The organism is Ruegeria sp. AK11, assembly GCF_056541095.1.
Map to the genome: position 1 here is coordinate 531,313 of NZ_JBQFXU010000001.1, position 25,290 is coordinate 556,602.

At 56.7% G+C, this 25,290-nt stretch carries 21 protein-coding genes and 1 riboswitch; of the genes, 16 read left to right on the top strand and 5 right to left on the bottom strand.

Annotated features, from left to right (window positions below; genetic code table 11):
- Positions 1-47: 47 nt before the first annotated feature.
- Positions 48-1,316, top strand: coding sequence for a phosphoribosylamine--glycine ligase (gene purD, locus ACR0D9_RS02750; protein ID WP_480481496.1), 1,269 nt, complete (start codon positions 48-50; stop codon positions 1,314-1,316).
- A 135-nt stretch (positions 1,317-1,451) separates the two neighbouring features.
- On the opposite strand, the gene ACR0D9_RS02755 is transcribed toward purD, so the two are convergent.
- Positions 1,452-2,195, bottom strand: a complete 744-nt coding sequence (locus tag ACR0D9_RS02755; protein ID WP_480481494.1) for an FG-GAP repeat domain-containing protein — start codon at positions 2,193-2,195, stop codon at positions 1,452-1,454.
- The gene (locus tag ACR0D9_RS02760; protein WP_209504265.1) at positions 2,195-2,518 is read right to left on the bottom strand and encodes a 2Fe-2S iron-sulfur cluster-binding protein; all 324 of its coding nucleotides are present in this window, start codon (positions 2,516-2,518) and stop codon (positions 2,195-2,197) included. Before ACR0D9_RS02760 ends, ACR0D9_RS02755 begins: the two co-directional genes overlap by 1 nt.
- A 127-nt stretch (positions 2,519-2,645) precedes the next feature.
- Between ACR0D9_RS02760 and ACR0D9_RS02765 the strand changes: the two genes are divergently transcribed.
- The 8 genes from ACR0D9_RS02765 (at position 2,646) to ACR0D9_RS02800 (ending at position 13,163) form a co-directional block, all read left to right on the top strand.
- Positions 2,646-3,017, top strand: a complete 372-nt coding sequence (locus tag ACR0D9_RS02765) for an OB-fold nucleic acid binding domain-containing protein (RefSeq protein WP_480481492.1) — start codon at positions 2,646-2,648, stop codon at positions 3,015-3,017.
- Between the two features lie 240 nt (positions 3,018-3,257).
- On the top strand, positions 3,258-3,755 hold the full coding sequence (locus ACR0D9_RS02770) for a hypothetical protein (protein WP_480481490.1): 498 nt from the start codon (positions 3,258-3,260) through the stop codon (positions 3,753-3,755).
- A 907-nt stretch (positions 3,756-4,662) separates the two neighbouring features.
- Positions 4,663-5,712 (top strand): sugar ABC transporter substrate-binding protein, encoded by a 1,050-nt coding sequence (locus ACR0D9_RS02775; protein WP_480481488.1) that lies wholly within the window; start codon positions 4,663-4,665, stop codon positions 5,710-5,712.
- A gap of 167 nt (positions 5,713-5,879) precedes the next feature.
- Positions 5,880-7,412: a sugar ABC transporter ATP-binding protein gene (locus tag ACR0D9_RS02780; protein ID WP_480537557.1), complete on the top strand. Its 1,533-nt coding sequence runs from the start codon at positions 5,880-5,882 to the stop codon at positions 7,410-7,412.
- 12 nt (positions 7,413-7,424) lie between these two features.
- On the top strand, positions 7,425-8,585 hold the full coding sequence (locus tag ACR0D9_RS02785) for a sugar ABC transporter permease (RefSeq protein WP_480537559.1): 1,161 nt from the start codon (positions 7,425-7,427) through the stop codon (positions 8,583-8,585).
- Between the two features lie 83 nt (positions 8,586-8,668).
- Positions 8,669-9,736 carry a substrate-binding domain-containing protein gene (locus ACR0D9_RS02790; protein ID WP_480537561.1) on the top strand — a complete coding sequence of 356 codons (1,068 nt, stop codon included), beginning with the start codon at positions 8,669-8,671 and terminating at the stop codon, positions 9,734-9,736.
- 60 nt (positions 9,737-9,796) lie between these two features.
- A complete protein-coding gene (locus ACR0D9_RS02795) occupies positions 9,797-10,780 on the top strand; it encodes a carbohydrate kinase family protein (protein WP_480481482.1) in 984 nt (327 codons plus the stop codon).
- 34 nt (positions 10,781-10,814) lie between these two features.
- Positions 10,815-13,163, top strand: coding sequence for a glycoside hydrolase family 65 protein (locus ACR0D9_RS02800; protein ID WP_480486019.1), 2,349 nt, complete (start codon positions 10,815-10,817; stop codon positions 13,161-13,163).
- 51 nt (positions 13,164-13,214) lie between these two features.
- On the opposite strand, the gene ACR0D9_RS02805 is transcribed toward ACR0D9_RS02800, so the two are convergent.
- On the bottom strand, positions 13,215-14,372 hold the full coding sequence (locus tag ACR0D9_RS02805) for a sugar-binding transcriptional regulator (protein ID WP_170451110.1): 1,158 nt from the start codon (positions 14,370-14,372) through the stop codon (positions 13,215-13,217).
- Between the two features lie 137 nt (positions 14,373-14,509).
- Between ACR0D9_RS02805 and ACR0D9_RS02810 the strand changes: the two genes are divergently transcribed.
- Positions 14,510-15,172, top strand: a complete 663-nt coding sequence (locus ACR0D9_RS02810; protein ID WP_480481478.1) for an HAD family hydrolase — start codon at positions 14,510-14,512, stop codon at positions 15,170-15,172.
- A gap of 465 nt (positions 15,173-15,637) precedes the next feature.
- Here the strand turns inward: ACR0D9_RS02810 and ACR0D9_RS02815 are convergent, their stop codons facing one another.
- Positions 15,638-16,270, bottom strand: coding sequence for a tyrosine-type recombinase/integrase (locus ACR0D9_RS02815; protein ID WP_174148044.1), 633 nt, complete (start codon positions 16,268-16,270; stop codon positions 15,638-15,640).
- Between the two features lie 258 nt (positions 16,271-16,528).
- Between ACR0D9_RS02815 and ACR0D9_RS02820 the strand changes: the two genes are divergently transcribed.
- The gene (locus ACR0D9_RS02820) at positions 16,529-17,545 is read left to right on the top strand and encodes an alpha/beta hydrolase family protein (RefSeq protein ID WP_480486015.1); all 1,017 of its coding nucleotides are present in this window, start codon (positions 16,529-16,531) and stop codon (positions 17,543-17,545) included.
- A gap of 227 nt (positions 17,546-17,772) precedes the next feature.
- Here the strand turns inward: ACR0D9_RS02820 and ACR0D9_RS02825 are convergent, their stop codons facing one another.
- A complete protein-coding gene (locus ACR0D9_RS02825; RefSeq protein ID WP_480537564.1) occupies positions 17,773-18,471 on the bottom strand; it encodes a glutathione S-transferase N-terminal domain-containing protein in 699 nt (232 codons plus the stop codon).
- Positions 18,472-18,594: 123 nt separating this feature from the next.
- Positions 18,595-18,672, top strand: a riboswitch (SAM riboswitch).
- 61 nt (positions 18,673-18,733) lie between these two features.
- On the opposite strand from ACR0D9_RS02825, the gene metZ reads away from it, so the two are divergent.
- The 5 genes from metZ (at position 18,734) to ACR0D9_RS02850 (ending at position 25,273) form a co-directional block, all read left to right on the top strand.
- On the top strand, positions 18,734-19,924 hold the full coding sequence (gene metZ, locus ACR0D9_RS02830; RefSeq protein ID WP_480486011.1) for an O-succinylhomoserine sulfhydrylase: 1,191 nt from the start codon (positions 18,734-18,736) through the stop codon (positions 19,922-19,924).
- Between the two features lie 241 nt (positions 19,925-20,165).
- Positions 20,166-21,269, top strand: a complete 1,104-nt coding sequence (folE2, locus tag ACR0D9_RS02835) for a GTP cyclohydrolase FolE2 (protein ID WP_480481445.1) — start codon at positions 20,166-20,168, stop codon at positions 21,267-21,269.
- A gap of 283 nt (positions 21,270-21,552) precedes the next feature.
- Positions 21,553-22,191 carry a hypothetical protein gene (locus ACR0D9_RS02840; RefSeq protein WP_480537566.1) on the top strand — a complete coding sequence of 213 codons (639 nt, stop codon included), beginning with the start codon at positions 21,553-21,555 and terminating at the stop codon, positions 22,189-22,191.
- Between the two features lie 59 nt (positions 22,192-22,250).
- Positions 22,251-23,699 carry a TrkH family potassium uptake protein gene (locus ACR0D9_RS02845; RefSeq protein WP_480486008.1) on the top strand — a complete coding sequence of 483 codons (1,449 nt, stop codon included), beginning with the start codon at positions 22,251-22,253 and terminating at the stop codon, positions 23,697-23,699.
- Positions 23,699-25,273, top strand: coding sequence for a 5-guanidino-2-oxopentanoate decarboxylase (locus ACR0D9_RS02850; RefSeq protein ID WP_480537568.1), 1,575 nt, complete (start codon positions 23,699-23,701; stop codon positions 25,271-25,273). The genes ACR0D9_RS02845 and ACR0D9_RS02850 overlap by 1 nt, the downstream gene beginning before the upstream one ends.
- The last annotated feature ends 17 nt before the right edge of the window (positions 25,274-25,290 follow it).

Genomic DNA, 25,290 nt, shown 5'->3' on the forward strand with positions numbered 1-25,290 from the left:
GCTTAGAACGCCGCGCAGGCGAGGCCAAGCAGATCGGAGACGACTCCATGAACATCCTTATTCTCGGCAGCGGCGGGCGCGAACACAGCCTGGCCTGGGCGGTGATGCAAAACCCCAAATGCGACCGTCTGATCGTGGCGCCGGGCAATGCCGGGATCGCTCAGATCGCGGAGTGTGCCGCTCTGGATATCGAAAACGGCGGGGCCGTTGTCAGCTTTGCCGAGGAAAACGCGATTGATTTCGTGATTGTCGGCCCCGAGGCCCCCTTGGCCGCCGGAGTAGCGGATCGCCTGCGCGAAGCCGGGGTGCTGGTTTTCGGACCGTCCGCCGAAGCGGCCCGGCTGGAAGCCTCAAAAAGCTTTACCAAGGAAATCTGTGACGCGGCACATGCGCCCACCGCTGCCTATGCGCGGTTCACCGCGCCCGAACCCGCCAAGGCCTATATCCGCGAACAGGGCGCGCCCATCGTGGTCAAGGCCGATGGTCTGGCCGCGGGCAAGGGCGTGATCGTGGCCATGGACGAAGACACGGCGCTTGACGCCATTGACGACATGTTCGGCGGTGCCTTTGGGGGGGCCGGGGCCGAGGTCGTGATCGAAGAGTTTATGGACGGCGAAGAGGCGTCTTTGTTTGTTCTGTGCGACGGCCAAGACATCCTGTCCATCGGCACGGCCCAAGACCACAAGCGGGTGGGCGAAGGGGATACCGGTCTGAACACCGGGGGGATGGGTGCCTATTCTCCGGCGCCGGTTCTGAGCGCGGAAGTTGAAGCGCGCGCGATTGAAGAGATCGTGCGCCCCACCATCGCCGAGATGAAGCGCCGGGGCACACCGTTTCAGGGAATTCTTTATGCGGGGCTGATGATCAAGGACGGCCAGCCGCGCCTTGTGGAATATAACGTCCGTTTCGGGGATCCGGAATGTCAGGTCCTGATGATGCGTCTGGGCGCGCAGGCGATGGACCTGTTGCATGCCACCGCCGAAGGGCGGCTGGGCGAAATGCGGGTCAACTGGGCCGATGATCACGCGATGACGGTCGTGATGGCGGCCAAAGGTTATCCGGGAACCTACGAGAAGGGCACGGTCATCAAAGGATTGGACGGCTTGCCCGAGGACAGCAGCAACATGGTGTTTCATGCGGGCACAAGCGAGGCTGCGGGGCAGGTGCAGGCCGTCGGCGGGCGCGTTCTGAACGTGACCGCGCGCGGAAAAACGCTGCAAGAGGCGCGCGACCGGGCGTACCAGATGGTTGATGCCGTGGATTGGCCTGAAGGGTTCTATCGCAGCGATATCGGCTGGCGCGCTTTGGAGGGATGATCGGGCAGGGGGCTTTGCCCCCTCGGCCTTGCGGCCTCCCGGCACTGCGCGGGTTCGCGGTCGAAATCGTCCGCTGGACGATTTCTTTTCAACCACTCACCCTCCAGGATATTTTTGGCCAGATGAAGAGGCTGATCAGCACTTCAGGGCTGATGTGAGATTGTCGCGCTGTTTGAGCGGGCGCAAGTCCGTCAGGTGCCAGCCATCCTGATAGGAAACACGGATGATCCGCGACCAGTCGGCGCTGGCGAGGATCATTTCGGGATGGTCGCCGCAGCTCCGCAGGCCGCCGGAAATGAAATCCTCACCGATCTTGTGGTTGGTCAGGCCGGGCAGAACAGCGATTTCGGTCAGTCCACCATCTTTGAAGCGCCAGATGCGCAGGGTTTTGGCCAGGTGGGGGCGGTCGACATAGGCGATCTCGATATTGCCATCACCATCCAGATCAGCAGCACCGACCGGGGCGAGCCAGCGGAAACGTGCGCCGATATGAGGAGTGGCCGCTATTTTTTCGCCAGCGGCGTTGTAGATCGCAAGCTGAGCGCCTGTTGTGTTCTGCGTTTCAACGACAATTGCTTCAACCGCGCCGTCCTTGTCGATGTCTGCCAGACGCGGCGCAAGGTCTTCGAATACACGGTCCTGTGGCAGACGAACCGTTACGACTGTGTCATCGACCACAAGCTCCAAAGCGCCGTATTCGATATTGTCGCCCAAAACACCATGCGCGTATCGCGTGGTTGGTTCCGTGAAGCGGGCGTCGGTGATGGTGTCTGCCGTGACAGCGATTGGCAGCGCGCACCACAGGCCAAAAGGGAGCAAAGCGCTGCGCACCCGACATTGCCACAGGCGGGCGGGCTGACGCGGCGCTTTGGACAGCATCAGATCTGCTTTTCGGGCATCTGGACAATCAGACCGTCCAGCGCGTCGGTCACCTTGATCTGGCAGGTCAGGCGCGAGCGGGCCGGGTCAGGCTCATAGGCGAAATCCAGCATATCCTCTTCCATGTCGTCCTTGGCCGGGATCTTCTCGACCCAGTCGGGGTGGACATAGACATGGCAAGTCGAGCAGGCGCAGGCACCGCCGCAATCGGCCTCGATGCCGGGAATATTGTTGTCACGGGCCCCTTCCATGACGGTCAGTCCGTTGGCGACCTCGACAGTGTGCTCGGTACCGCCATGCTCGACATAGGTGATCTTTGCCATTGCGTGCGTCTTCCTTTTGCGATGTTCGAAACCTTCCTTAGTGAAGGGAGTTAGGTGTTTCCAGCCTCATTTGCGACTCCTCACGCCGTGTCTGGACTTTCCTGTATTTTGTTCTATCTTTGTTCTTATGCTTGTTGCCCCTTTTCTCCGCGCGGTTTCAAACCGGGACTGGCCGCGACCGCCGTCCTGTCTGTCCTCCGCCCAGCTGGAGGCCCCGCCCGAAGGGGCGCGTGTGGCCGTGGCCGGGCTGGTGATCCTGCGGCAGCGGCCGGGGACGGCCAAAGGCGTGATCTTTCTGACGCTTGAGGATGAGACCGGGATCGTCAATGTGGTGGTCTGGCGCAAAATCTACGAACGCTTCCGCCGTGCGGTGATCTCGGGGCGGTTGCTGAAGGTGACAGGCCGGATGCAGCGGGCGCATTCGGTGACCCACGTGATCGCGGAAGAGATCGAGGATATCTCGGGCATGCTGGACCTGCTGGTGCAGGGGCAGGGTTAGGTCTGTCGTGCGGATCAATCCTAAATTGTCCGTCGCCGTGCCGCAAACCCGCGCCTGAAGAACGGGCGATATGTTTTCTTTGCCTCAAATGCGCGATTAAGGCGCTTTTCCGCCACTTGAACGCGGGATGGTCGACTCTCCGGCGCCGGGCGCGTAGTGACACGCATCTTTGCGCATCGGCTTGTGTCAAAGCTCGGGCCGGATTGCGCATCACTCAACGTCTTTTCAGAGTCAGTTCGGATGCCCAACGCAACGCACCAAGGATCGCTCGAAAATACCGTCTCTCGGGACGAAAGCCGGATTTCCGACCGTCTGGCAGAGCTCTCGGAACTCACGCGTTCAGCGGGATATGTTCATACCGCCCGAATGATCGATGAGGCGCTAAGCGCTTATTCCTTCGAACGCAGACAGGCTGAGACTGCAAAAAGGCTTCGGTCAGAGTTGCAGCAACTCAAGCGGATTGAGGCGTCGCGCTCGTCTGACGAAACGGATCGAAAGCCGCATTTGGTTCCGAACTTTCGGTCCCGGCGGTCGGCAAAACCCGATGGGATGCTGTTCGACAGGGCCGAGCGTTCTGACGGCGCAGCCCAGAAAGCCGGGGCGCGCAAAGGGCAGGCCGCATTTGTCCTGACGACCCGGATGCGTGTTGACGGGCGGAACGTTGCAAGGCTGCGCAATGGGCACTGGACAGGAATTTCCATGTCTTTCCCCGCGGAACCTGAATTCCAGTTTCGCTGACAGGTCGCCCCACGCCAAGGATTCTCCGCCGGGGGCGTTGCAGGGCCGGATGCAGAGGGCGCATTTGGTAACCCATGCGATCGCGGCAAGGATCGAGGATATTCCGGGGATACAGGATGTGTTGGTGTGGGGGAGAGGGTTAGTCCGCTTAGCGGACTTTGCTGCCATTGCCATTTCAGGTGTTTGCTAATGCAGCATTCTATTGCAGGTGCGGCACGCTCATCGCTGCGATGCAGCCGATGTCGTCAGAGCGGTCATTCAATGCCAGTCTGAGGCGCGAAATTCGAACCGCCCTTTCGCTGCAACCACGACCGACTAACGAGAAGCGGGAATATACCGTCATTGGCGTTCGTGATCTGAACGGCCGCTTTTTTGTCCTTCGCGCCGGCGGCGAAAACAGCAAAGGATAAACCGGACCTTCGCTGCTCTCGCGAAAAGCCATTCCCAGTCTTGCTTAGCGGTCATTCGACGACGTCTGCGTGAATTAACTTATTGGTCCGCTTGAGCACGCAAACAGAGAAACCACCGGACGGTGTCGGCCTGGCTATCTCATCAGGATGTTTGATTGCCGAATTCGCGGCTTTGCAACCCGCTTTGCGATTATGGCACAGCTCTGTCGCGGCCTGCCCAAGAGGATTCAATGTATTCAATTAGTGAGTGGCAATCTATTATGGTGTTGTTAAATATGTAAAATTCCTTTGGGCGCAGGAGTCTCAATGGCATTGTGAATATTTATGCTTTCTAAATATACAAATTCTCCTCTCAAACTTCACCGCTATGTTAGCGTTATCGCTTTGGGATTGATGCTTGTTCTTACCGGTTAGCCGATATCCAGCACAATTTGCGAAGCATTTAGCGTTGCCGACCCAATTGGACCGGCAGCCAAGGAACATACACTGGAGGAAATATGTCCCTTTTGCAGACCATTACCCGTAGAGCCGCCTTGCTGTCTGTCGCCGCTGTCGCACTAACTGCCGGGACAGCGTTTGCAGGCGATGTCAAAATTGGCTTTCTGCTGAAAACCATGCAGGAAGAGCGCTACAAGCGCGACCGCGCCGCGTTTACTGCGAAAGCTGAGGAACTGGGCGCCGAAGTTATCTTTGATTCAGCGAACAATGACGAGCTGACCCAGCTGGCTAAGTTTGAAAACATGCTCGCCAAGGGAGCAGATGTCATCGTGTTGCAGCCGGTGAATACCGGTACTGCTGGTAGCATGGTCAGCATGGCAAACAGCGAAGGTGTGCGCGTTGTCGGGTATGACTCGATGCTTGTGGACGGGCCGCTGGATGCGATGGTGATGCAAGACAGCTGGGCCGTGGGTCGCCTGCAAGGCGAAGCCATGGTCGAATGGTTGCAGGAGAAGAACGGAGAGGTGTCCGGCAAGATCGCCCTGATTCAAGGTCAACCCGGCGACTCTAACGCGATTGCCATGAGCAGCGGTGTGTTGGAGATTGTCGAAGCGAACCCGGGGCTTGAGCTGGTAACAAATCAGGCCCATGAAGGGTGGTCCTCTGAGAAGGCCATGGCGACTGCGGAAAATACGCTGACCTCAAACAGCAACAGCATCGACGCGTTTATCGCCAACAACAGTGGCATGGCCCGTGGAGTTATCGCGGCATTGGAAGCACAGGGGCTGGCTTCATCAGACAAAGTGTTTGTAGCCGGATCTGATGCCGACCTGGCCAACATCCAATACGTCGCGCAAGGCAAGCAAGCCGTTGAAATCTGGAAACAGATCGATCCCTTGGCTGAAACCGCGGCAGAAGTTGCAGTGGCTTTGGCTAAAGCGCCGGACACTGCTCCTGCTGATCTGGTCGAGGTGGACAAGGTTATCAACAACGGCTTCACCGATGTGCCAACAATCGTGACCCCGATCACGCTTGTGACACAGGACAACATCGATGACACGATCATCGCTGGCGGCTTCTACTCCAAGGAAGAAGTCTACGGGAACTGATCCTCGGGACCTTTTCCTGAAGGAGGGCGTTTCGCCATCTGGCTCCCTATGCGTGTACTCCCCGCGCGCAGCTTTATGGTGCCCTCCTTCCTTAACCCGTCACGGAGAAACTGCCGGTCAGGGTGGGGAACGTCCGAAATACCTTTCTGAATGTGATGGGAAAAAGCATGTCTGAAGTCGTCCTGAAAATGCAGGGTATCATCAAGGATTTTCCCGGTGTCCGCGCCCTGAATAATGTCAATTTCGAAGCCCGCTCGGGTGAGCTTCTGGCGCTGATGGGAGAAAACGGAGCGGGCAAATCCACGTTGATGAAAGTGCTCAGTGGAGTTTGGCCCTATCCGACCTACGAAGGCGATATCTATTTGCGCGGCGAAAAGGTCCGATTCGCGAATACAAAAGAGGCCGAGGCAGCAGGCATCGGTATCATCTACCAAGAACTCAACCTGATCCCCGGTTTGTCTGTCGCCGAAAACATCTTTCTGGATCGCCAGTTCACCGATGCCAAGGGCAGGATCAACTGGAACCAGACCTTTGCCGAAACCCAGAAGCTGCTGACCGAACTGGGCATCAATGACATTCGCCCGACCGATCTGGTGCAGAACATCACTGTGGGCAAACAACAGATGGTTGAGATTGCCAAAGCTTTGTCGCTCAAGGCCGAGATACTGGTGCTGGACGAACCGACGTCGGCGCTGACAGATAAGGAGGTCAAGGATCTCTTCCGTATCATCCGCAAGCTGAAAGCCGACGGTGTCTGCATGTGCTACATTTCGCACAAAATGGAAGAGATTGAGCAGATCGCCGACCGGATTGCGGTTCTGCGCGATGGCCAGACCATCGGTGACGTCACGCCTATCGCGGATATCACGCTTGATCAGATCATCGCCCGAATGGTTGGACGCGACATCAAAGATATGTTCCCCAAGGTCGATTTCACACCGGGTGAGGTGACTTTGGAGGTCAACGATCTGTCCGTCACAAACCCCGACCTGCCTGGCAGCTATCTGGTCAAGAACGCCAGCTTCGTTGCCCGCAAAGGCGAGATATTGGGCATCTCCGGGCTAATGGGCGCTGGCCGGACCGAACTGGTTGGCGGTGTATTCGGTGCTTATCCGGACCAGACCACCGGTGAAGTGAAGCTGAACGGGCAAAAGCTGGACATCAAATCGCCGAAGGACGCCATTGATGCCGGCATCGCGCTGCTGACCGAAGATCGTAAGGCTTTGGGGCTGTTTTTGGACAAATCCATTTCCTTCAACACGACGATTTCCTCGCTTGAGACGATCAGTTCAAAGGTTCTGGGCATTATCAACACCCAGCAGGAGCGCAAAATCGTTAAGGAATATGTCGACCAGTTGGGCGTTAAAACACCGTCGATTGACACCGTTATCGGTACACTCAGCGGCGGCAATCAGCAGAAGGTCATTCTGGGTAAGTGGCTGAACTCACGGCCGGATGTGTTCATTCTGGATGAACCCACACGTGGGATCGATATCGGTGCCAAGGTCGAGATTTACAAGCTGCTGAACGAACTGGTCCTACAAGGTGTCACCGTCATCATGATTTCTTCGGAACTGCCTGAGGTCTTGGGCATGTGTGACCGGATTCTGGTGATGTGCGAAGGCGAGATCGTGTCAAACTTTGAACGGGACGATGCGAAGAAAGAAGCAATCATGGCGTATGCCACCGGCAGCGCATAAGGGAGGAAGCAAATGAGTGCTGACAGCAACGTTGCAGGTGTTGGCGTCAATGGCGCCAAGGAAAACCACCTGATAAACTTTATAAAGGACAACGCGACGCTAATTGCGTTGATCGTGCTTGTCGTCGGGCTCAGCTTTGCCGACGACGCGTTTTTCACCGCAAGGAACCTTAGCAACCTATCCCGTCAGGTTACCATCATCGGGATCATTGCCGTAGGCATGACCATGGTCATTCTGATTGCGGGAATTGACCTATCCGTTGGCTCTGTCGTCGGGTTATCAGCGGTCGTCTGTACACTCATGATGCAATGGGGCGTGCCGACCATATTGGCAGTACCTGCAACCCTTTTGATCGTGGGTGTTGGAATAGGTCTGTGGAACGGGTTCTGGATAGCCAAGTTCAACATACCCCCATTCATCATAACCCTTGGAATGCTGACTATCGCACGCGGATTGGCGCTGACCCTGACCAATGGCAGTTCTGTACCGGTAACGAGTAATGTGTTTCCATTGATAGGTGGGGCTTATATCCCGCCGATGATGTCCAGTATCGTGCTGTTCGTGTGTGCTGCGCTTGCTGTTTATTCGATCTTCCGGGATGTTCAGCAAAGCAAGGCGCATGGCGTCGAAGTGAACATGCAAGAGTTGCTAGTCAACGGGGCCGTGATGATTGGTGGCTTTGCTTTGGCCTTCCACGTGTTCACCAGCTACAAAGGGATCCCCGTTCCTGTTGCGATCTTTGCAGTCATTGCGTTTGCCGGGATCTATACGCTGAACAGCACCCGCTTTGGTCGCCGCCTCTATGCGCTTGGCGGAAACGAGGATGCGGCACGCCTGTCCGGCATCAACGTCGTCCGCACCAAGATGATTGTCTATACGGTCATTTCGGTCCTGTCGGCGCTGGCTGGTATCATCCTGGCCTCGCGTCTGAACGGTGCCTCACCCAACCTTGGAACCATGTTCGAACTCGACGCGATTGCAGCGGTTGTTATCGGCGGTACCAGCCTGGCAGGCGGCTCTGGCAAGGTAAGTGGAACCATCATCGGTGCCCTACTGATCGGTGTCCTGAACAACGGCATGAGCCTGCTTGGTGTGGTCACGTTCTATCAGTTGATCATCAAGGGCCTGATCATCATCCTCGCCGTCTGGTTCGATGTGATGCAGAAAAAATAATGTTGCTGGCCTGCCCCCGGTCACACGCACCGGGGGCACCGCCAAAATCCCCTAAATCTTGAATGACAGTTGGGAGGTAAGCGATGGTCCAGTCCATTTTAGCAACCTTACGCACAGACGGCCTCAGAGCTTTGGGTTTGGCCGGCCTTCTATCCGCATCGCTGCCAATGATCGCGGCAGCGCAGGACAACGCCAAGATCGGGTTCCTGCTCAAGACCATGCAGGAAGACAGGTACCAAACAGACAAATCCCTGTTCATCGCACGCGCGGAATCCCAAGGCGCAGATGTGATCTTCGACAGCAGCGGCAATGATCCATTGCGTCAGTTGCAGCAGGTTGAGGAAATGCTGGAATCGGGGGTGGACGTTCTGGTCCTGCAACCCGTCAACACCGCAACCGCTGGTGCCCTTGTTGATCTGGCCCACGATCAAGGCGTCAAAGTGGTCGGGTACGACTCGATGCTGCAGGACGGGCCGCTTGACGTCATGGTCATGCAGGACAGTTGGGCTGTCGGGCAGCTTCAGGCCGAAGCGATGGTGGACTGGCTGAACGACACCCGTGGTGAAGTGGCGGGTCGGGTTGCCCTGATCCGCGGTCAGCCCGGTGATGCCAATGCCGAAGCGCTCAGCAGCGGTGTGCTGAAAGTGATTGCCGATCATCCGGGGCTCGAACTTGTTGCAGATCGCAGCCACGTGGACTGGTCACCGGATATGGCCAGAGACACTGCCGAAAACCTTCTGGTCGAATATGACAACGACATCGATGCATTCATTGCCAATAACAGCGGGCTTGCTTTCGGGGTTCTGGCAGCATTGTCGGACGAGGATCTGGCATCGGCGGATCAGGTCTTTGTTGCCGGTTCAGACGCTGATCTGCGGAATGTCCAGATGGTCGCAAACGATGTGCAGGCGCTGGAAATCTGGAAGCAAATTAAACCTTTGGCCTATGAGGCGGCGGATATTGCCGTGAAAATTGCGCAGTCTCCGGATGCGGAAGTTAGTGATTTGATCGGAGACCATACGCTAATTGACAACGGTTTCACGGAAATCCCGACGGTTATCACTCCTGTTTTTGCAGTGTCAAAAGATACGATCGACAGCACGTTGATCGACGGCGGGTTCTATACCAGCGAACAGATCTATCAGAACTGAAGCTGCTATAATCACGCATACGCCCGTCGACAAAACAGCGAATAAAAGCAAGGGACCGAAATGTCTGACAAGATCAATGTCGCAGTCCTTGGCCCGATCCCAAGGGACAACATCACCAGCTATCAGGGTGAGAAATTCAATAAATTTGGCTGCGCGGTCTATACAGCGGTCTGTATGTCCTCGCTGGCCGGTCCGGGTTCGCGGATCAACGTCGTCAGCCATGTACGCCGGTCAGACGTCGATAATGTTCGCAACTTGCTGTCTGAGTTTCCGTATCTGGATGTCGGCCATGTTACGGGCGACGCTGATCAGGGCGCGGTGATCGATCTTGTCTACGTCGATCAGAACCATCGCAACGAAAAGCAAACGGGTTTCATGAACCCGATCCTGCCCGACGACATCGAAGACCTGATGGATTGCGAGGCTTTCGTTTTCGTTCCGATCACGGATTTCGAGGTTCCGTTGGAAACGATTCGATACATCAAGGCCAACAGCGATGGTCTGGTTGTATTTGATGCGCATGGCCCCACCAGCGGGTGTTCTGCACATGGCGAACGGTATCATAAATTCTGGATCGACCGAGATCGCTGGCTTCCACATATCGACCTTCTAAAGATGAATTTGGAAGAGGCTCAATGCAGTTGGTTCAAGGGAGAATACGGTTCTGACGAGTTGCAGGAAATAAGCGAACTCACGATGGACCAGTTGCCCAAGTTCGCCCAACACTGCCTGGATCTGGGCGTCAAGGCGCTCTACGTCACGCTGGATCAACACGGCTGCGCCGTCTACCACAAGGATGCAACCGGCCGGATGCGGGAACATCTGGTCAAGCGGGTGCTTGTCGAGGATGTGGTCGACACCACGGGCTGCGGTGACAGCTTTGCTGGTGGCCTGGCCTTTGGCTACCTCAAGACCCGCGACTTCGTCAAAGCCTGCCAGTTCGGCAACTGTGCCGGGGCGCAGCGCTGCTCGAGCAGCGAGCTGGATGTCTACGGATCACTGGAAGAAACCGAACGTCAGATTGCCGAAACCTACGGCGACTGAATTACCCGAAATATCACCCGAATGGAGCCCTGACATGCAGACAATGCTGAGCAGTAGCGACTGGCTGATTGAAGAAACCCAATTCAATCTGGATGAAGCGAACTTCAAGGAGACCATTTTCACGGTCGGCAACGGCTATCAGGGCACACGTGGATCGCTGGAAGAGGGTCACAAAGGAGAGCTGTCTGGCACCTATCTGGCTGGTGTTTACGATCACCATGACTCGACGGTGATCGATCAGGTCAATGTGCCGACCTGGCTGCCGCTTCGGGTTCGTGTCGAAGGTGAAATTCTGGATGTCCAAACGTGTAAAGTGGTCGAACACAAGCGCGTGTTGGATCTGCAGACCGGATTTCTCCACCGAGATACGGTTTTTGAAGATAGCAAAGGCCGTCGCACTCGCATCACCAGCATCCGATTTGCGAGTTTTGCCGATCAGCACATCTGTGGCATTCGCCTGACGGTTACGCCTGAGAACTACTCCTCGGAGATCACTGTCGAAAGCGCCCTTGATGCCCATCGATACAATCTGGACCGCCTGCCAGCTTATCAGGGAAATCCCGTCTTCCACCCCGAAGTTAAATGGGAGAAGTGGGCCAAAAGCCGGCACATGAAGGTCACTCAGTCACATGCAAGCAGCGATGCGTCCTATATCGAAACTCTGACACTGGACACTGGCATTTCGATTGGCATGGCGTCTGCCTTGGATTGTCCTGCCTTCAGCGAGTTCAAAGTCGCAAATCGTGGCTATGAGCAGGTTTCACAAACCGTTTCTGTCGAGGCGCTCAACGGGCAAAGTCTGACTTTCGAAAAGCTGGTGTCGATTTATACATCGCGAGATCTGAACGGCGCGGAAATGGCGGCCAAGTGCGAAGCCTCCCTTGAGACCGCGCATGCCAAGGGATTTTCCGCCTGTCTGAGCGAAAGCGCCGCAGCCTGGCGCGAAAAATGGGACGCCTGTGATTGTGTGGTGACGGGTGATCTAGAAGCAACGCGTGCAATGCGTTTCAACATCTATCATCTACTGATTGCCGCAAACGAAAACGACCCGCGCGCGAACATCGGCGCCAAGTCCATGTCAGGCGAGGGGTATAAAGGGCACGTTTTCTGGGATACCGAGATCTTCCTGCTGCCATTCTACATTTTCACGCAGCCGGATACAGCCAAAGCCCTTCTGAAATACCGTTTCAACACGTTGAACGGCGCACTTGAGAACGCCCGAATGAATGGGCTTAAGGGCGCGCAGTACGCGTGGGAATCTGCTGATACCGGAGTAGAGACAACGCCAAAATGGACAGCGGACGGTGCGAACCGTATCTGGACCGGAGAAGAAGAGATTCACGTCACCGCATGCGTGGCATATGGCATCCTCAGTTATGTTGCGGCGACCGGAGACAGAGATTTCCTTCGCGATTTCGGTGCCGAGGTTTTGTATCAAACCAGCCGGTTCTGGATCAGTCGGCTGGAATGGAACAAAGACAAGGACCGGTACGAGCTGACAAATGTTATCGGGCCGGACGAGTTCCACGAACATGTCGACAACAACACATTCACCAATCGGATGGCGAAATGGCACCTTGAACAATCGGCTCGCGTTTTCGCAGAATTCAGCAAAACCACTTCAGCAGTTCATGACGAATTGCTGATACGGTTGGATTTAACCCGAAAAGAAGTGGATCAGTGGCTGGAAACAGCGGAAAAAATCTATGTTCCATTTGATCCCTCCCGCAATCTGATCGAACAGTTTGAAGGGTATTTCCAGCTCAAGGACATTCCCATCACCGAATGGGACAAAAACCGTATGCCAGTCTACCCCGAGGGGCATGATCACTTTTCACTGAATGGCTCGATGCTGCTCAAGCAACCTGACGTGATCATGTTGAATTATCTCTTGCCCGACGAGTTTTCAGACGAAATCAAAAAGGCGAATTACGCGTTTTACGAGAAACGCACGATGCACAAGTCATCACTTAGCCCGGCCATTCATTCGATCATGGGGATTGAAGTTGGCGACATTTCCTCGGCCCATCACTATTTCGAACGTTCTGCCTTTGTTGATCTGGTCAACAATCAGGGAAACACACAGGACGGGATGCATATCGCATCGGCCGGTGGCACCTGGCAGTCGCTTGTTTGTGGGTTTGGCGGGTTCCGGGTCAAGCACGGCAAGATGACGTTCAAACCCTGGCTGCCCGAGGCATGGTCCGGCATCCGGTTTAATCTGAAGTGGCAGGGGAATGACGTCGAAGTTCTGATTTCTCATGACGAGTGTCGGTTTAAGCTGATTGCTCCGTCCGGCACGAAAGAGGATATCGAGGTGATGGGCCATCCTGTTACTTTGATTGCCGGAGAGGAAGCGGTCTTAGCACCGCAGCCTGCGTGACAACCAAGATTTTTCTCGCAGGAATGGTCAAGGTGTGCCGAGGTGCTATCGTCAGTCTGCAAGAGCCTCAGCAACGCGCGTGTGCAGTTGTTCCGCTGCCGCGTGATCGATGAGCAATTCGTTAACAAGTCCCCGGGTGATCAGTTCGAATACCGTATCGCCTCGTTCCTTCTGAATCGCGACGACCACAACACCACTTTGATCAGGATCGTCAAATGCCCGATCTGCGATGGCTTTGACATGCTCTGTTTTGATCCCGGTCCACAGCCCATTCAGCTCGTCAATCAGGTCCATCTTGGCCTGTGAAATTTCGGTTCTCGGGATCAAAATACCGCCAAGGTCCCCGACGACCAATTGCCGGAGATCGTCAGCCCTTAACCCGCCAGCCTGAACCAGCTCTTCAAAACTGCCCAGAACCGGAGTGCTTGAAGACCCGACGCTGGAAATCAACATATCCATTTTATCAATCAATGCGTCTGGACCCGAAAACACGCGGTGAAATCCCGGGGTGTCAGAGATGTACTGCCAAATGGAACGGCGCATGGTCTCATCGTAGTGACGGGGTATGTATGCCGGGAAACCAGTGAGCTGAGGGCTATCCTCCGGCTGATCGTTAAATAGCTCATCAAACGTTCCGGCAAGCCGGCTGGCAGAGTATCCATGCTGAGCCAGCGACATCAATTCTGCGCAAACCGCTGCAAACTCAGTCTTTTGCGACTTATCTATGGGCTGCCTTGAGGCTGCAATCCCTTCTGCCAGAGACTTGATTGTTCGACCCCACGCAACGCCGATGACGTTCGATTTCTCGATCAGTTCTATCAATCGTCCGGATGCGGTTCGTCCAAACCTGGTACGGCGCTGTGACAGCGCGGCCTCGGTGTTCCCCGGGCCGCTTTCAAACACCCCAAGCCGAGGCGGTCTAAGCTTGTTCCTGTTGCAATATCGCTTCAGATCAGAATTCAACCCTGAAGGAGCCAGCATTTCGTCCATCTGGGCAATCCACTCGTCTGAGAATTGTTCTTTGACGAAGCGTTGTTCGATGACCAAGTAGTTTTGGCGTTCAGCGTGTTTCAGTAACCGCGATACATGCGGTTGAGACAGGCCACCAAGAATTGCTCCTATCTCTACCTGCGACATGTTGTGCGTTGCGCGCATATAGGCAGCGCACTGGGCGCGTTCTTCAAATGGAAGTTTTTTAACGTCGATCATTTGTTCAATATTGTTCGTTAGCAGGATCCTGACAGCGTGAATAACTATGCCATATAAACATTCACATGCCAGCCGATTGAAGAAAAATCCTTACATGCTACGTGTTTCTTGCACAGGCTCGAACCAGGAGATTCAGCATGCCGATCAAAGGACTGATCTTTGACCTCGATGGTGTTTTGGTCGACACCGTACCGGCGCATTTTGCTGCTTGGAAACGCATGTTCGAAGAATACGGGTATGAGTTTGGAAGGGCGGAATACCGGCGACTTGTCGATGGGCGCCCTCGTTATGACGGCGCGCGCGCGGTCATGACCCGGCATTCGGAGAATGAAGTCAGAACCGCCGCAGACAAAAAAAATGACTATTATGTTGAAATGATCGAGCGAGGCGAATTTCGTGTCTTCGATGCTGCTGTGCACCTCGTAAGACAATGCCAGTCGGAGGGTTACGGGCTGGCGGCCGCTTCCAGCAGCGCCAATGTCCGAGCCGTTCTCGAAAAAGCTGGTTTGTTGGATGCCTTTCCGGTTGTTATCGGAGGCGACGATGTCGAAAAAGGGAAACCCAACCCTGATATATTCCTCACCGCCGCCAGCGGGCTGGGGCTTAATGTGGATGAATGTATCGTGATCGAGGATTCCTCTTCCGGTGTCGAAGCGGCAAAGAATGGTGGTTTCTATTGCGTAGGTCTTCTTCATGAAGATCACGAGAGTGAACTAACGGCTGCGGATTGCGTCATTTCTTCGCTGGCCGAGGTTAACATTGAGCAGATAGATGGATCTAGGTCTGAGCGGTCGGTTTGAGTACTGTGTAGCGATATAGAATTGGATTTCTTGGGGGCAGATAGCAAACTACACCCAAGATTCGGTATCGTGTACTCAACCTCTCGTAACTTCGGTGTCCGAACTGGACTATTGGCCGCTTCAGCCAAGCTCCGATGCGGCCTTGAAACTGCTGGGACTGTTTGCGCGCGTGTAAGGCGTTTGGCTGAAGGCCCGGAAAATCCGCGAACTGTTCGACTGGCCTTCCCCCTGTCTCGCGCTGGCAGCGAACTGCAGGTTTGACGAACCGCAACGCAGCATTGAAGTTGTCCAATGGACGGCAGCTCCGGGCCGTCCTCAATATCGCTAACGTCGGGTTTCAATGGTTGTCCGGCAATTACGTCTGCGCAGCATCCGGCACTCTGGGCTCGAACCGAACCACTGCCGCGGTGCGACCGTAGGTCTGGTCTGAATTGGCGAACGGCAAGAGCCGCCCGCCATGGTGGTTCAAATGTCGATTTGCTCGGCGATACTCAGCGCATCTTCAAGTTCGACACCAAGATATCTGACTGTGCTGTCAACCTTTGTGTGCCCGAGCAACAGTTGAACCGCCCTAAGATTTCCGGTTTTGCGGTAGATTTCCGCTGCTTTGGTCCGGCGCAGCGAATGGGTGCCGTATCCGCTGGGCTCCAGCCCAATCGCGGCCACCCAATCCCGCACAAGCCGGCCATATTGGCGTGTTGAGATATGCGGGCGGTCGTGAAACCGGCTGGGAAACATGAAACGGCAGCCGAGCATCTCCGGTGACTTGATCCATGCGGCAATGGTATCCCGCGTGTTTTCAGAGAGTTCAAACTGAACAGGCCGCTTGGTTTTGCTCTGGATCACGGACACGCGTTCGCGAACGCGATCATCCCTCACCAGGTCGGCGACGGCCAGTTTCACCAAATCGCATCCGCGAAGCTTGCTATCAATGGCCACGTTGAACAGCGCAAGATCGCGCAGGTTGCCCGCCAGCTCGAGCCGCGCGCGGATCGCCCAGACCTGTTTCGGCAACAGTGGTCGTTTCTGGCCGATAATCCGGCCCTTGTTCCAGGCTCTTCGTTTCGGGGTGACAGCGGGAAGTTGGACTCTTGGCATTGTGCGCCCTCCAATCCTCCCGCCAAACCCAGACATCAGCACAGCGCTGACGCCTCAGTTTACTGGTGGTTTGAATGGCCGTTGTCAGCTTGCTGCTTCATTGGCGAACGACGCAAACGCATTGGGCAGCTTCGAGCCCACTTTGACCGATGCTGCGGTGTGGGCGAATGCCGGCTTCGAGGAACTTACCAACTGAGCAGAATGTTTATTGAAAATTCCTAGAAATTTCCAGAGCGTTGCCGATGAAGGAGACTCACGATGGTAAACTGTGGTTATCGAACCGGCGTGATTTGGGATGTGACGCGCTCAAATTGGCAAAACAATGCAGACCGCCCAATCGCTTGGTCAGCATGGTATCCAGTCGAAGATGTAGAGACAACTGAACGGCCTCCGGGGCAATTCTTTGAACTTGGAGAAGTTATCTGGGAAGCCACACTGGCCCCGAAGGAGACTTTTCCCGTCATACTGTTATCACATGGTACTGGTGGCACAGCTGAAAGCCTTGGTTGGATCGCCCGCGCGCTGGCATCGGAAGGCTATGTGGTCTTGGGCGCAAATCACCATGGCAACACTGGCTTGGAGCCTTATCGCGCCGAGGGCTTTCTTTGCTGGTGGGAACGAGCGACCGACCTGTCAATACTGCTTTCGGAGGTTGGGTCGAAGGGCTTCTTCGCCAACAGATTGGACCTCGATCAAGTAGCAGCACTCGGGTTCTCTCTTGGGGGACATACGGTCTTGGCCCTGTCAGGTGCGCGAACTTCTTTGGATGAGTTTGACGCATGGCGCAGGGCCAACGAGAATACTGAAGGTGGCCCGAGAGAGTTTCCGGATGCAGCGGAACAAATTCCAACGCTGATGGAAACTTCGGATGCATTCCGCGTATCTTGGGCACGTCATAGCAATGATTACTCAGACGTTCGGATTAAGTCTGTTGTTACGATTGCGCCAGCGCCACCAATCCGTTCATTCGTTTCCACCTCAATCACTGAAATTCAGTTGCCTGCTGTTATCCTTACCGGAGGTGCCGATGATGAAGCGCCATCAGAGCATTGTGCCGATTGGCTTGCTTCACAGAACGACAAGTTCCATCTCTGCTGCCTTGGCCGACACGTGGGACACTACACGTTCTTGGATTTCCCTTCTGACAAGTCGCTCATTGGGAAAGAGGACATCTTTTCAGATCATGAAAGTGTGGACAGAAGAAAAATTCATAAACAGACAATAGAAATCGTAATTCAAAGCCTAAGGACGACAGTAAGCAAACGTGAAGCTTGACCACCTCCTGGTGGGAAAGCAGCCATTGGCGCAGCCGCAGCAAACGGCAACTTCGTCCGCGCTGTGTGATTTCGCGGTTTCAGAATTGCTGCATGTTGCATGAATGGCCGGATTTCCCGCCGCGCCGCGACACGAGAGTTTGCGCGCATGCAAAAATTTTCTGTTCTGCGAGCGCATGCAGCACGAAAATTCAAGGTCAGGTGAGGCCTCAAAGCAGCCCATAAGTCTTACCGCTTGAACAAAACGCTCTGTGCCTGTTTGTCCCGATGATCCCCTCGCAACTCGGCATACAGCGCGCGTCCGGCCTGAACGGCTGGGCGGGCGCTGACGGTCTCCAGCCAGCGGGCAAAGTGCGGTTTGTCCTCCAGCACCTGCTGCTGGCCTTCCCACAGGCTGGCCCAGCCCCAGATCGACATGTCGGCGATGGAATAGAAATCGCCCGCGACATACTCGTTTTCGGCCAGCCGCCTGTCCAGTACGCCGTACAGGCGCGCGACCTCGGCGCGGTAGCGGTCCTTGGCATAGGGCAGGTCCTGCGGCGGGTCCAGTTGCGGGGCGTATTTCAGGAAGTGATGCGCCTGACCGGCCATCGGGCCAACGCCGCCCATCTGCCACATCAGCCATTCCTCGACCGCGATCCGGTCGCGTTCGGTCGTGCCATAGAACCGCCCGGTCTTGCGGGCCAGATACATCAGGATCGCGCCGCTTTCGAAAACCGAAACAGGTGCGCCGTCCGGCCCGTCGGGATCGACGATGGCGGGCATCCGGTTGTTGGGCGCGATTTGCAGGAACGCGGGGTCGAACTGGTCACCCTTGCCGATATTGATCAGATGGGTGGTGTAGGGCAGCTCCATCTCCTCCAGGGCGATGGAAACTTTCCAGCCATTCGGTGTCGGCCAGAAATACAGATCAATCGGGTCAGCCATGCATTCTCCTGATGTTGACGGGGATCATGCGGGTTTCTGCCGGTTCGGCAAGTACCGCTTACGAAAGCGTGACCAAAGCGCAGGCCGGGCTTGACCGAGAACCGCCCGAGGCGTATTGCGATCCTGAAGCTACGTGGCGATTTGTTACCGGATTGCGGGCCACGCTAAACAACACCGCTAAAAGGTCAGGATGAAAGACCCCTTTCGCTTGGCCGCGTCTGGGGTTTTTTGTTTGCCTCCACCCGAGGCTGAAAGGATTGAGATGAGCGAGAACTGGAACAAACGCACCCAAGCCGTCCATGGCGGCATCCGTCGCAGCCAGTATAACGAGGTGAGCGAGGCGATTTTTCTGACGCAGGGTTTCGTCTACGAAAACGCTGAACAGGCCGAGGCCCGGTTTCTGGAATGTGGCCCGGACGAGTTCATCTATGCCCGTTACGGCAACCCGACCGTGTCCATGTTCGAGCAGCGCATCGCGGCGCTGGAAGGCGGCGAAGATGCGTTTGCGACGGCCTCGGGTATGGCCGCCGTCAACGGCGCGCTGACCTCGATGCTGAAGGCCGGGGACCATGTCGTTTCGGCCAAGGCGCTGTTCGGCTCGTGCCTCTATATCCTTGAAAACATCCTGAGCCGCTATGGCGTGGACGTGACCTTTGTTGACGGCACCGATCTGGAACAGTGGAAGGCTGCGATCCGCCCGGACACCAAGGCCGTTTTCTTTGAATCCATGTCGAACCCCACGCTTGAGGTGATCGATATCGCCGCCGTGGCCGATCTGGCCCATGCGGTCGGAGCCGTTGTCGTGGTGGACAACGTGTTCTCGACCCCGGTGTTCTCGCGCGCGATCCAGCAGGGTGCGGATGTGGTCGTCTATTCAGCGACCAAGCATATCGATGGGCAGGGCCGTGCGCTGGGCGGTGTGATCATCGGAACCAAGGACTTCATCCGAGGAACCGTTGAACCCTATCTTAAGCATACCGGCGGCGCGCTGAGCCCGTTCAATGCGTGGATCATGCTCAAGGGTCTTGAGACGATGGCGCTGCGGGTCAATGCTCAAGCCGAAAGCGCGCAAAAGATTGCCGAGGCGCTGGAAGGGCACCCGGCGCTGGAACGTACACTTTACCCCGGTCTGAAAACCCATGCCCAGAACGCGCTGGTTCAGACCCAGTTGGGCGGCAAGGGCGGAACCGTGCTGTCGCTGGACATCAAGGGCGGCAAGGATGCAGCGTTTGCCTTCCTGAATGCGATGACCATCCCGGTGATTTCGAACAATCTGGGCGATGCCAAATCCATCGCGACGCACCCGGCGACAACAACGCACCAGCGTCTTAGCGACGCGCAGAAGGACCAGTTGGGCATTGCACCGGGTCTGATCCGCTTTTCCGTCGGGCTTGAGGATGCCGGTGACTTGCTGGCCGACCTTCGGCAAGCGTTGGAAGCCTCGCAGAAATAAACCAAAGCCCCCCGCTTTTTGTACTGGGGGGCAGGCTGCGTGCCTAAGCGGCCACTTTGTTTCGGGCGGCAGCCAGGCGTGCCGCCCGCTGTTCCCACCTTTAAAAGGCGCTAACTGTTGCGAGATGACGGTTTTGCGCCGGATTTTTCAATCCGGGCTGCTATTGCCGACGTATCGGGTTAGACTGGTATTAGACCATCAGTCATATATAGTCCGACGACCAACCAAGGAACCGCCGCTGATGAATGTTCACCCGCGCGACATTGATGAAAAACCGGATCGGGACAAGGCTGCCGAGGCTTTGAACGTTCTGCGGCAATGGGCCAAATCTGCCTCGGAAGCCGAGATAAACCAGCTTGACCCGGCTGTGGCCCGGCTGCTGCCCGGTTTGGCAGCGGGCAACTATCCGCCTTTTTCGCGCGCTTACCCCGATGACTTTACCGTCGATGCGGCGTACCGCGCATCCTTGCCAGATTTGCAGAACGGCCCGTCCAGCCTGATCCGTGGGGCCAAACAGCAGATCCAACATGTGGGTATTTCGAACTTCCGCCTGCCGATCCGGTTCCACCGGAAAGAGGGCGAAGACCTGACGCTGGAAACCTCGATCACCGGCACGGTCAGCCTCGAGGCCGAGAAAAAGGGCATCAACATGTCCCGGATCATGCGGTCTTTCTACAAACATGCGGAACGGACGTTCAGCTTTGAGGTTATGGAATCCGCTCTGGACGATTACATGTCCGATCTGGACAGCTTCGACGCCCGTATCCAGATGCGCTTTTCCTACCCGGACAGGATCAAAAGCCTGCGCTCGGGCCTTGAGGGGTACCAGTATTACGACATCGCCCTGGAACTGGTCGAACAGAACGGTGTGCGTCAGAAGATCATGCACCTTGACTATGTCTATTCCTCGACCTGCCCCTGTTCGCTGGAACTCAGCGAACACGCCCGGTCGATGCGTGGTCAGCTGGCGACGCCGCATTCGCAGCGCTCCGTCGCGCGGATTTCGGTTGTCGTGGATTGCGATGCGGATTGCCTGTGGTTTGAAGACCTGATTGCGCTGTGCCGCCGTGCGGTTCCGACGGAAACGCAGGTGATGGTGAAGCGCGAAGATGAACAGGCTTTCGCCGAATTGAACGCAGCCAATCCGATCTTCGTCGAAGATGCCGCGCGCCTGTTTTGTGCCGAGTTGCTGGCAGATCATCACGTCGGTGATTTTCGCGTTGTCGCAAGCCATCAGGAAAGCCTGCACAGCCATGACGCCGTGTCGATTCTGACCGAAGGCCCAACCTTCGCCGCGTCCAGCCTTGACCCGAAACTGTTTACGACCCTGTTTCACGTTGGCTGAACGTCTCGGGTAAGTGGCTAGAATTTAATCAGAGATTTACCTGATCGGCGCTCATTCGCCGCAGTGCAGCAAAAATGCTGCAATTGCGTGAAAAACTCCTGTATCCTGACGGGGAATGCAGCTTCGGCACACCGGCGCGCTCAATGGTGTGTCACCCGAAAGGAAGCCGAGACGTGAGACGCCTTGGACTGCAAGACCCCAACCTCCGCCCGGACCCCCCGAGCGGGCAGGGCGCTTTACCCTTACTTTTCTGGCTGCATCGTTTTCACAGGAGATCTATGGAATGAATCCGATTACCCAACCGCTGGAGCTTCAGGCCGCGGCTATACGCATGGCTGGCTATGCGATCGTCAACCAGATCAAGATTGCACAGATCATGACCCGTTCGGCGCTTGAACTGCCGATGGTGCCGGTCCACGCCCTGCATCTGGCAGCATCAGCACCGGGTCCAGTGGTAGAAGCTCCGGCGGAAAAACCGGCGGCCAAACCCAAACCTGCCGTGGCGCGCGCGAAACGCGTACCGGTGAAATCGTCAACGGCCAAGAAAAAGCTGGCCCGCAAACCTGCGCCGGCCAAGCCGGTAGCCAAACCTGTTGAGTTTTCAGCCAGTCCGCGGCCCACGGCGGCACCCCCGGCGGCAGCCAAACCGACACCAGCGGTTAGTGATGAAAAAGCAGTGAAGCCTGTTGAATCCGCGGCGACACCTGCGACCGAAACCGTGTCGCCCGTAACGCCCAAGCCCACCCCTGCGACACCGGCGCCCGTTCAGGCAGCGCAGGTCAGGCCGACACAGGCCGATCCTGCCCCGGCCAAGGTGCAGGCGAAACCAGCCCCGGCGACGGAACCGCGCAAACCGCAGGCGCGAAAATCACGCGCCCCGTCCAAACCGCCTGTGATGCCCGGAACAGATGTCAAAAACTGACAGGTAAACCGGGATCATCTGCTTGACACGGTCGGGTTGGCACGCCAACCCTGCGCGTCATGATGGATCTTCGCCCGGTCGGATATGTGATTGGCTTGCTGGTCGCCATTCTTGGGGCGACCATGCTGCTGCCTATGCTCGCGGACCTGATCGAGGGGCGCGGCGAATGGCCGGTATTTCTGGAAAGCGCCATTATCACGACGCTGACCGGGACCGTTCTGGCGATGAGCTGCTCGAACGGTGTGGGCGAAGGGCTGACCATCCGCCAGACCTTCCTGTTGACAACCGGTGTTTGGGCGGCGCTGCCCCTGTTTGGGGCAATTCCGTTTCTGTTCGGTGAAACCGAGCTGCGCTTTGTCGACGCGTATTTCGAGGCGATGTCCGGCCTGACAACAACAGGTTCAACGGTGATTTCCGGGTTGGATACCCTGCCGCAGGGGCTATTGCTGTGGCGTGGTATCCTGCAATGGCTGGGGGGTATCGGGATCATCGTTGTCGCCATGGTGTTCCTGCCCGAACTGCGTGTCGGCGGCATGCAGATCTTCCGCTCGGAAGGCTTTGAAACAATGGGTAAAATCCTGCCTCGCGCGCAAGAGATCGCGGGTCAGATTTCGCTCATCTATGTTTTCCTGACACTGGTTTGCGCGCTGGTTTACGCCGGTCTGGGAATGAACTTTTTCGATGCGCTGGTACATGCGTTGACAACGCTTTCGACCGGTGGGTTCTCGAACTATGACGCCTCGTTCGGAACCTTTTCGGGCCCCGCCGAATATGCGGCGTCGGTGTTCATGATATTGGCGGCGCTTCCTTTTGTGCGCTATGTCCAGCTGGCAAACGGCCATACAGCGTCCTTGTGGAAAGACAGTCAAATTCGCGCGTTTCTGGCGACCATTCTGGTTCTGGTCATCATCATGTCGATTTTCCTGACATCGGTCTTTCCGCATCACTGGGAACAGGCGTTTCGGGAATCTCTGTTCAACATCACCTCGATCATCTCGGGCACCGGCTATGCCAGTGTCGATTACATGGGTTGGGGCAGCTTTCCGATCATGATGTTCTTCCTGATCGGCCTGATTGGCGGCTGCGCGGGTTCGACCGCATGCTCGATCAAGATATTCCGCTACCAGCTGCTATTCGCCTCGATCAAAAGTCAGATCAAACGGATCAGGTCTCCGCATGGCGTGTTCGTGCCGCTCTATGATGGGCGGCCCGTGGGGCAGGGCGTTCTGACCTCGGTGATGAGCTTTTTCATGTTCTTCGTCCTGTCGATGGGCGTGCTGTCCTGGGCGCTGGCGCTGACCGGCCTGGACTTCATCACAGCCGTTTCCGGGGCGGCGACCGCGCTGGCCAATGTCGGTCCCGGTCTGGGCGATCAGATCGGACCAGCGGGTAATTTCGCAAATCTCAACGACACGGCCAAATGGTTGCTGACAATCGGGATGCTGGTCGGGCGGCTCGAGCTGTTGGCCGTTTACGCGATCTTCACCGTTCAATTCTGGAGAGGCTGATGAAAAGACCCCTTGGCGCGCAGATTTCGCATATGCTCAAGGATCGTGGCGTGGACGTGATTTTCGGCATACCCGGCGTTCACAATCAGGAATTGTACCGCGGCATCGAAGAGGCTGGCATCCAACATGTTCTGGCCCGTCACGAACAGGGGGCGGGGTTCATGGCCGATGGGTATGCCCGCGCAACCGGCAAGCCGGGGGTTGCCTATGTGATCACCGGGCCCGGCCTGTGCAACATCATGACGCCGATCGGACAAGCCTACAGCGACTCGGTGCCGATGCTGGTGGTGTCGTCCTGCCTTGATGAAACACAGGCCTTGCGCGGCCAGTTGCACCAGATGAAGGACCAGCGCCTTGCGGCCGGAACCGTTGCCGACTGGTCGGCACAGGCCAACACGGCCGAGGCCGCCTATGCGCTGGTCGAACGCGCCTTTGAAGAATTCGAGCTGTCGCGCCCGCGCCCCAAGCACATTCAGGTGCCAATCGCGCAGTTGCAGGCCGAGGCTGATCCGGCACCTTTCCCCAGCCAGCCCGCGTTGCGCACCAAAGCGTTGCCGCCTGACGTATCGCCTGTTGTCTCGATGCTGAACCTTGCGCGCAGGCCGCTGTTCATTCTGGGGGGCGGTTGCAAGTCCAGCGACTGGCGGCAGATTCTGACACAGCTTGGGGCTGCCTGCTTTACCACTTATGCAGGGCGCGGGCTGCCAGGCGCAAACTATCCGCTGGATTTCGGCGCATCCCTGCCGCGCCCCGGCAGCGCCGAGGTTATCGCCTCAGCGGATCTGGTCATCGCGGTCGGCGCCGAACTGGGCGAGGTCGATCTGTGGCGCAGCGACCTTGGGCATTCGGCAACATTGATCCGGGTTGACCTTGATCCCGAAGTCCTGTCCGACCACCATCGCGCCGCGATCAAACTGCAAACCGACAGCGAAAGCTTTGCCCGCGCCTTGTGGCAGGCGACCGAAAACCTGAAACCGGCAACCGGCTGGTCGCCCGACGAAATTTCCGAAACCCGTGCCCGGTGGCGGGCCGAGGTGGATGCCGAACGGCCCGGAATTGTAGCAGTGGCCGATGCGCTGCGCGCGGCGATGCCCGCTGATACCATGATCTATTCCGACATGACCCAATTCGCCTATGTCGCGAAAGAGGTGTGGGACATGGCCTATCCGCATCACTGGCACCATCCCACCGGGTTCGGAACGCTGGGCTATGGTTTGCCGGCCGGAATTGGCGGCGCGGTGGCGCGGCGCGGCAAACCAACGGCGGTTATCGCCGGGGATTACGGGTTCCACTATACGATGCAGGAACTGGGTGTTGCGGTCGAACTGGGTTTGTCGCTGCCGATCATCCTGTGGGACAATGGCAAGCTGAAAGAAATCGAAGACAGCATGGTCCGCAGCCAGATCGCGCCAAATGCGGTGGTGGCGCATAACCCGGATTTCTGCAAACTGGCCGAGGCTTTTGGCGCGCGCGCCTCAGCCCCTTCATCTCTGGCTGAGATGCAGAGCGCAGTTCGCGCGGCTTTCGATGCACCTGTCCCGACCTTGATCCACATGACCCCGGACATTCTGTAAAAAAAAGAAGCGCCGCA

Excerpts from the sequence above, each read along its gene's own strand:
- metZ (WP_480486011.1), top strand. The coding sequence starts at position 18,734 with ATGAGCGAGAACTGGAACAAACGCACCCAAGCCGTCCATGGCGGCATC.
- ACR0D9_RS02790 (WP_480537561.1), top strand. The coding sequence starts at position 8,669 with ATGGTCCAGTCCATTTTAGCAACCTTACGCACAGACGGCCTCAGAGCT.
- ACR0D9_RS02785 (WP_480537559.1), top strand. The coding sequence starts at position 7,425 with ATGAGTGCTGACAGCAACGTTGCAGGTGTTGGCGTCAATGGCGCCAAG.
- ACR0D9_RS02795 (WP_480481482.1), top strand. The coding sequence starts at position 9,797 with ATGTCTGACAAGATCAATGTCGCAGTCCTTGGCCCGATCCCAAGGGAC.
- ACR0D9_RS02805 (WP_170451110.1), bottom strand. The coding sequence starts at position 14,372 with ATGATCGACGTTAAAAAACTTCCATTTGAAGAACGCGCCCAGTGCGCT.
- ACR0D9_RS02825 (WP_480537564.1), bottom strand. The coding sequence starts at position 18,471 with ATGGCTGACCCGATTGATCTGTATTTCTGGCCGACACCGAATGGCTGG.
- ACR0D9_RS02820 (WP_480486015.1), top strand. The coding sequence starts at position 16,529 with ATGGTAAACTGTGGTTATCGAACCGGCGTGATTTGGGATGTGACGCGC.
- ACR0D9_RS02775 (WP_480481488.1), top strand. The coding sequence starts at position 4,663 with ATGTCCCTTTTGCAGACCATTACCCGTAGAGCCGCCTTGCTGTCTGTC.
- ACR0D9_RS02780 (WP_480537557.1), top strand. The coding sequence starts at position 5,880 with ATGTCTGAAGTCGTCCTGAAAATGCAGGGTATCATCAAGGATTTTCCC.
- ACR0D9_RS02770 (WP_480481490.1), top strand. The coding sequence starts at position 3,258 with ATGCCCAACGCAACGCACCAAGGATCGCTCGAAAATACCGTCTCTCGG.
- ACR0D9_RS02815 (WP_174148044.1), bottom strand. The coding sequence starts at position 16,270 with ATGCCAAGAGTCCAACTTCCCGCTGTCACCCCGAAACGAAGAGCCTGG.
- ACR0D9_RS02760 (WP_209504265.1), bottom strand. The coding sequence starts at position 2,518 with ATGGCAAAGATCACCTATGTCGAGCATGGCGGTACCGAGCACACTGTC.
- ACR0D9_RS02755 (WP_480481494.1), bottom strand. The coding sequence starts at position 2,195 with ATGCTGTCCAAAGCGCCGCGTCAGCCCGCCCGCCTGTGGCAATGTCGG.
- purD (WP_480481496.1), top strand. The coding sequence starts at position 48 with ATGAACATCCTTATTCTCGGCAGCGGCGGGCGCGAACACAGCCTGGCC.
- ACR0D9_RS02845 (WP_480486008.1), top strand. The coding sequence starts at position 22,251 with ATGATGGATCTTCGCCCGGTCGGATATGTGATTGGCTTGCTGGTCGCC.
- ACR0D9_RS02850 (WP_480537568.1), top strand. The coding sequence starts at position 23,699 with ATGAAAAGACCCCTTGGCGCGCAGATTTCGCATATGCTCAAGGATCGT.
- ACR0D9_RS02810 (WP_480481478.1), top strand. The coding sequence starts at position 14,510 with ATGCCGATCAAAGGACTGATCTTTGACCTCGATGGTGTTTTGGTCGAC.
- ACR0D9_RS02840 (WP_480537566.1), top strand. The coding sequence starts at position 21,553 with ATGAATCCGATTACCCAACCGCTGGAGCTTCAGGCCGCGGCTATACGC.
- ACR0D9_RS02765 (WP_480481492.1), top strand. The coding sequence starts at position 2,646 with ATGCTTGTTGCCCCTTTTCTCCGCGCGGTTTCAAACCGGGACTGGCCG.
- folE2 (WP_480481445.1), top strand. The coding sequence starts at position 20,166 with ATGAATGTTCACCCGCGCGACATTGATGAAAAACCGGATCGGGACAAG.
- ACR0D9_RS02800 (WP_480486019.1), top strand. The coding sequence starts at position 10,815 with ATGCAGACAATGCTGAGCAGTAGCGACTGGCTGATTGAAGAAACCCAA.